This is a genomic window from Acidimicrobiales bacterium (genome assembly GCA_036273495.1).
Lineage (GTDB): Bacteria > Actinomycetota > Acidimicrobiia > Acidimicrobiales > JAJPHE01 > DASSEU01.
In genome coordinates this window covers 1-5,927 of the sequence record DASUHN010000224.1, presented here as the reverse complement: position 1 = coordinate 5,927, position 5,927 = coordinate 1, and the positions used below count along the sequence as shown (strand labels likewise).

The window sequence follows — 5,927 nt, the reverse complement described above, 5'->3', positions numbered from 1 at the left end:
GGCGTTCCCATGGCCTCCGTGGTCGCATGCCGGCTAGGCGCAGAACTCGAAGTATGGCTGTCGCTCCCACACCGAAATGGCCACCGACCGCTGCCATCGATAGGCCGGACTCATACAGCCTCACGGCCTCCCGGATGGCCTCCTCATCGAGCTTCCGGTATCGTCGGGGTACCTGTTCCCGCTTTAGATGGCACATGACGGTGTGCCGGTGGATGCCGAACTCCGCGGCAATGTCGTCGATCAGCCGACCGGCCCGGTAGGCGGCGCACAGCTGCTGGATCTGCTCCGAGCTCAGCCGTATTTGCTGTCGCTTGACTCGCGGGCTGTCAACATGGGATGCTGAGGAGGCACGGTTGGGCGGACGCACCGCCAACCTCTGGAGAACCTGTGTTTCCCGCCGCTTGTTCGCGTACGTTCTTAGGACCTCCACCGACGGCACGTTTCCCGCATCGGGAAGGACGCGACCGGGGCGGGGGTGTGGGATGCTCCCGAGTGCTCGATATCGCCCCGGCGCTGCGCAGACTTCTGGACCGGGCGTCGAGTCTCTGTCCGGATGAGCTGGGCGCCCTCGTGGGCGACGCCGCCCGCGATGTCGGCTTCGACGGTGCGGTCGTCCACCTGGTCGATCACGAGCAGGGTGCCCTGCACGCGCTTCCGCCGGCCGATCCGGGACCGCCCGTACCCATCGACGGCACCATGGCGGGACGGGTGTTCGCCTCCAGCACACCGCAGGCGGGCCAGCAGGCCGCGCAGCTGTGGGTGCCGTTGCTCGACGGCACCGACCGGCTGGGCGTGCTCGAGCTGGCCGGTGCGGACGGCAGCGAGGACCGGCTGGCGACGGCGCAGCTTCTCGCCAGCGTCATTGCCCAGCTGCTGGTCGCCAAGACCAACTACACCGACACCTTCAAGCTGGTCCGGCGCACCAGGCCCATGACCATCGGCGCCGATCTGGTCTGGGATCTCCTGCCACCCCAGAGCCTCACTGCCGCCGACATGACCGTGGCCGCCGTCCTGGCCCCCGCCTACGACCTGGGTGGCGACGCCTACGACTACGCGGTCAGCGGCCGCACGGCGGACTTCGCCATCTTCGACGCCATGGGCCACGGCACGCCCGCCAGCCTCCTGGCCACCCTCACCCTCGCCACCTACCGGCATGCCCGCCGGGCCGGTCTCAGCCTGCCGTCGGTGGCGGAGCGGCTCGACGAGGCTCTGGCGGCGGTGTTCCCCGACAACTTCGTCACCGGTCACCTGGGCCGGTTGGACCTCGACACCGGCCGCCTCGAGCTGCTCAACGCCGGCCACCATCTCCCGATGGTGGTCCGGCGCGGGCGCGTCATCGACGGGCCCGACGTGCCCGCGCGCGTGCCGCTCGGGCTGGGGCCGGCGGGAGAGGCCCAGGAGATGATTCCGCTCGAGCCCGGAGACCGGGTGCTGTTCTTCACCGACGGGGTCATCGAGGCCCACGCCCGGGGAGAGGAGGGATACGGGCGGGACCGGCTGGCCGCGGCGTTGGAACGCGAGGCGGCGTCGGGACTTCCGACATCCGAGACCCTCCGGCGCCTCTCCCGGGCCGTGCTGTCCCACCTCGGCGACCGCCTGCGCGACGACGCCACCCTGTTGATGGTGCAGTGGGAGCAGGGCTGAGTTACCGCTGGGCCGCGGGAGAGCATTCCCCGCACACCCAGCCCCGCCCGCCGGCGGCGAAGGACCAGCCCAGGCCGTGCACGCGACCTAGAAGTAGGCCCGGCGGCTGCGGCCGCCGTGATGGCGGGCCAGCAGGTAGATGACCGCCAGGGCGATGATGAAGAAGAGAACGGGATGGATCGTCACGCCGAGCACGACCGCGATGGCCGTGATCAGTAGAGCGAGGAGTACGTCTCCCACCATGTCGCACCTCCCAGGTCGTCGGGTTCGTGGGGAACCCCGTTGAGGGCCTCGACCTACCCGCGGTGAGGTTCTTCGAACCGTCTGTAACGGCCGTCCGCTTCAACCGTTGCGGGCGCGGCGCGGCGCGGCGTTCCTGTCGGGACGAGCCGAGTTTGAAACTCGGCTCAACCAGGGCCATTTCCGGCCGATTAGCAGCCCGGTGGGACGGGCGGCGGCGGTCAGGGCGGCATTCGGGACCTCCGCGCTCCTGTTGGGTGTGACCACGGTGCTGGTGGTCCCCCCGGCGCGGGCCGGATCTGGATCGGCCCCGGCCGGCTCCGTCGGCCACGACGTCTCCTATCCGCAGTGCGCCGGCAGCGGGTCGACGGGCACCACGGCCGGCTCGCTCGGCGGCGCCTTCGGGATCGTCGGCGTGACCGACGGGCTGCCATTCTCCGCCAGCCCGTGCTGGGCCGCCGAGTACGCCTGGGCGGCGGGCCGCTCCTACCGGGCGGGGCTGTACGCCAACACCGCCAACCCGGCCCCGCACAGCAGCCACTACTGGCCCGTCTCGGGCGCCCGCGACCCCGCCCTGTGCGCCAACAGCGCATCGACCACCGACCCGGGCTGTGCCTACGACTACGGGTGGCATGCGGCCGCTTCGGCCCTGGCCACGGCCCAGGTGACCGTCCCTTCCGCCGCCACTCTGCCGTGGTGGCTCGACGTCGAGTCCGCCAACTCCTGGAACGGCAACGGCACCGCCAACGCCGCCGATCTCCAGGGCGGCGTCGACTACCTCCGCTCCGCCGGGGTCCCGGCCGTGGGGATCTACTCGTCGAAGGGTGACTGGACGACCATCACCGGGGGCTACACGGTGAGCACGGCGCCCATCTACCAGGCGGCGTGGGCCGCCGAGTTCACCCCGGTCTACCCGATGGCGCTCTCCCCGACGTGGGTGGCGGGCGCCGGCAGCGCCACCACCGCCACATCGACGTGCAAGGGGGCGGCGTTCACCGGCGTGAACCCCGCCCTGGCCCAGTACGCCGACGGCACCGGCTTCGACGCCGACCTGGTGTGCGGGGCGGTGTCCTCTCCGTCTCCGTCTCCGACCCCCACCCCGCCGGGGCGGAAGCACCACCGCGGCTAGAGGCTGGTTCCGGCGCCCGGTAGCTGGAAGTTCGGGGGAGCGGGGCCGACATCGCCGGCGGGCGGCGGCGTGAGGTCGAGGTTGGCCCCGAAGTCGTAGAGGCTGAAGTCGATCGAGATGAGCGCCTTCATGTCGGGCGGCAGGCTGCTGTCCGAGGTGGCCCCGAACTGCTGGAAGAGCTTCCGCATGAACGGCGCCAGGTCCACGTTCATGGCGAGACGCCGCAACCTGTCCTGGCCGTCGATCCACACGTCCACCGGCATCGTCGTTCCGGCCAGCGCGTTCTCCAGAGCCGGTGACAGCTGTCCCAACCGTGCCGTCGACCCGCCCATCTGGCTCAGTGCGGCGGCCATATCCAGGGTCCCGCGGTACTGGGTGGTGGCGGCGCCGCGCACCGTCCCGTTGCCGACCACCTTCACGTTGGTGAGCTTCGACAGCAGCTGGGCGCCGCTGAACGGGTTCACGGAGAGCGGGGTCAATCCGGCGCCGGCGGTCGACGCGTCCATCTTGATCCACGGCTTGGCGCCGGTCAGGCCGAGCCCGGCCGTGTTGATGTAGACCGTGCTGCCGTCGGCGAAGACCTTGATGTGACGGGCGGTAGCGGTACCCAGGTCCATGTCCAGGCGGGCGAGCTTCCGGCCCACGTCGAACGCGCCCGTGCCCGTCACCCGGATGGTGTTGGTGTTCTGACCGGGGATCCCGGAGAAGTCGGCGGAGATGTCGATGTCGGCCCGGGCCGTCCCCGCCGACTGGGTGGCGGTGGCTGCCGCCGCCACCACCTGGACCGGGTTACCGGAAGGCGGCGATCCGGCCGGCGAGCTCCCGCCCCCGCACGCGGCCAGAGCGGTCATTCCCACCGCCGCCGATGCCACGACCTGGACGAGAGGGCGCACCCGGCCAGGCTGCCACACGGGTCAGCCCCGTGCCGGACCGCTCAGTCGGCGTGCAGCGCCCGGCGCACCTCGTCGAGCACGGCCGGAGGGCGGCCGCCCGGCGTGTCCACCACCACCTGATGGAGGGTCCCGGTCCACGCGAACGGGGGCTGGTAGTCGTCGGTGACCGGGAAGCCGCGGTCGTGGCCGAGGGTGAGCCCGGCGCCCCCGTGCTGGTGGACGATGGGCAGCGGTTGGGGGAAGTCCCCGGCGGCCACCTCGGTGCTCCCGAAGTGAAGGGAGAGACGGCAGCCGCCGTCCGGCGCCGGGGTGCCGCGCACCGACAGCAGCTGGGGCCCGGTGGGCACCGCCTGTCGCGAGGCCAGCCGGACCAGCTCCCCGCCGGGACGGACGGCGAAGGCCAGCCGTCCGTTGACGGCGTAGAACGCCCAACCTCCCGACCAGTCCCCGAGGGCGCAGAGGATGCCCTCGGCGCCGGAGTCGGGAACGTCGACGACGGCGGTGACGGTGAAGCCGCCCCACATCGCCGGGACCGACTCGTCCGGCACCGGCGCCCCGCCCGGCCGGAACACGCTCGGCTGCGCCGGCGGGTAGTCCGGGCCGATCAGGGCGCTGAACCGCTTGATCAGGTCGCTCACCAGAGGCAGGACGTGGTTTCGGCCCGCCTCGGCCGCCCACATCTCCTGGAGGCGCCGGACGATCCCGGGGTGGTCGGAGGAGACGTCGCGCGCCTCGGAGAAGTCGTCGTCCAGCCGGAACAGCGACCAGTGGTCGGTCGCGAAGTCGCGGCTGCCGGTCATCAGCAGCTCCTCGTCGCGCACGCCTGCGGACACGTGGTCGGTGGTGGCCTTCCACCCGTTGTGGTACATCGAGCGGGACCCGAGCAGCTCGAAGTACTGCGTCGAGCGGATCTCGGGAGCGGATCGGTCCGAGAAGGTCGGCCGCATGCTGGCCCCGTCGAACGGCTCCTGGGCCACCCCGTCCACCACCGCCGGGCGCTCCACTCCGCAGGCGTCGAGGATCGTGGGCATCAGGTCCACGGCGTGGCAGAACTGGCTGCGGACCTCGCCGCCGGCGCCGATGCCGGCGGGCCAGCTGACGATCAGGGGCGTGCGGGTGCCGCCGAGCCAGGTGTAGCGCTTCCACAACCGCAGCGGGGTGTTGCCGGCCCAGGCCCAGCCCCAAGAGTAGTGCGGGTAGGAGCGGAAGCTGCCCCACTGGTCGAGCCGCGCCACGTTTCCGGCCACGCTTTCCGGCAGCTGGGCGGTGAAGCGGTGCTCGTTGAACGTCCCGAGCAGCCCGCCCTCGGCGCTGGCCCCGTTGTCGGACGTGAGCACGACGACGGTGTCGTCGAGCCGCCCCGTGGCGGCCAGGAACTCGAACACCCGGCCGATCTGGGCGTCGGCATGCGACAGGAAGGCGGCGTACACCTCCTGCTGGCGGGCGTGCATATGCCGCTCCTCCGCACCGATGTCCTCCCAGGCCGGGACCCAGCCGGGCCGCTCGGTGAGGACGGTGCCCTCCGGCACGATCCCCGCCGCCTGCTGGCGGGAGAAGGTCTCGGCCCGCCATTCGTCCCAGCCCCGGTCGAAGCGGCCGCGGTAGGCCTCGATCCACTCGACCGGGACGTGGTGGGGGGCGTGGGTGGCGCCGAGGGCCAGGTACAGGAAGAAGGGCTTGCCGGGCGCGGAGTGGTGCTGGTCGAGCAGGTAGCCGACGGCCCGGTCGGCCAGGTCGGCGCTCAGGTGGTAGCCGTCCTCCGGGCGGGCGGGAGGCTCGATGTAGTGGTTGTCGCACACCAGGTGCGGCGTCCACTGGCTCGTGTCCCCCTGGAGGAAGCCGTAGAAGCGCTCGAACCCGTAGCCGAGGGGCCAACGGCTGAACGGCCCGGCCACTCCCCGCTCACCGCGCGGGGTGAGGTGCCACTTGCCGACGGCCAGGGTGCTGTAACCGGCGTCGCGCAGCACGCGCGGCAGCGGAGCCGCCGACGGCGGGACGCGGCAGCTGTAGCCCGGATAGGC

At 71.9% G+C, this 5,927-nt stretch carries 5 protein-coding genes; 2 read left to right on the top strand and 3 right to left on the bottom strand.

Annotated elements, in window-relative coordinates; genetic code table 11:
* Positions 1–492: 492 nt before the first annotated feature.
* Positions 493–1,644, top strand: a complete 1,152-nt coding sequence (locus VFW24_09510; protein ID HEX5266998.1) for a PP2C family protein-serine/threonine phosphatase — start codon at positions 493–495, stop codon at positions 1,642–1,644.
* Between the two features lie 87 nt (positions 1,645–1,731).
* On the opposite strand, the gene VFW24_09505 is transcribed toward VFW24_09510, so the two are convergent.
* Positions 1,732–1,887, bottom strand: coding sequence for a hypothetical protein (locus tag VFW24_09505; GenBank protein HEX5266997.1), 156 nt, complete (start codon positions 1,885–1,887; stop codon positions 1,732–1,734).
* Between the two features lie 256 nt (positions 1,888–2,143).
* Between VFW24_09505 and VFW24_09500 the strand changes: the two genes are divergently transcribed.
* Complete coding sequence (locus VFW24_09500) at positions 2,144–3,013, top strand: hypothetical protein (protein ID HEX5266996.1); 870 nt, start codon at positions 2,144–2,146, stop codon at positions 3,011–3,013.
* On the opposite strand, the gene VFW24_09495 is transcribed toward VFW24_09500, so the two are convergent.
* Together VFW24_09495 and VFW24_09490 are read right to left on the bottom strand one after the other, a co-directional pair.
* Positions 3,010–3,906, bottom strand: coding sequence for an LppX_LprAFG lipoprotein (locus VFW24_09495; GenBank protein HEX5266995.1), 897 nt, complete (start codon positions 3,904–3,906; stop codon positions 3,010–3,012). The genes VFW24_09500 and VFW24_09495 overlap by 4 nt on opposite strands.
* 41 nt (positions 3,907–3,947) lie before the next feature.
* The coding region (locus VFW24_09490) for an arylsulfatase (protein ID HEX5266994.1) at positions 3,948–5,927 on the bottom strand (1,980 nt) is incomplete at its 5' end.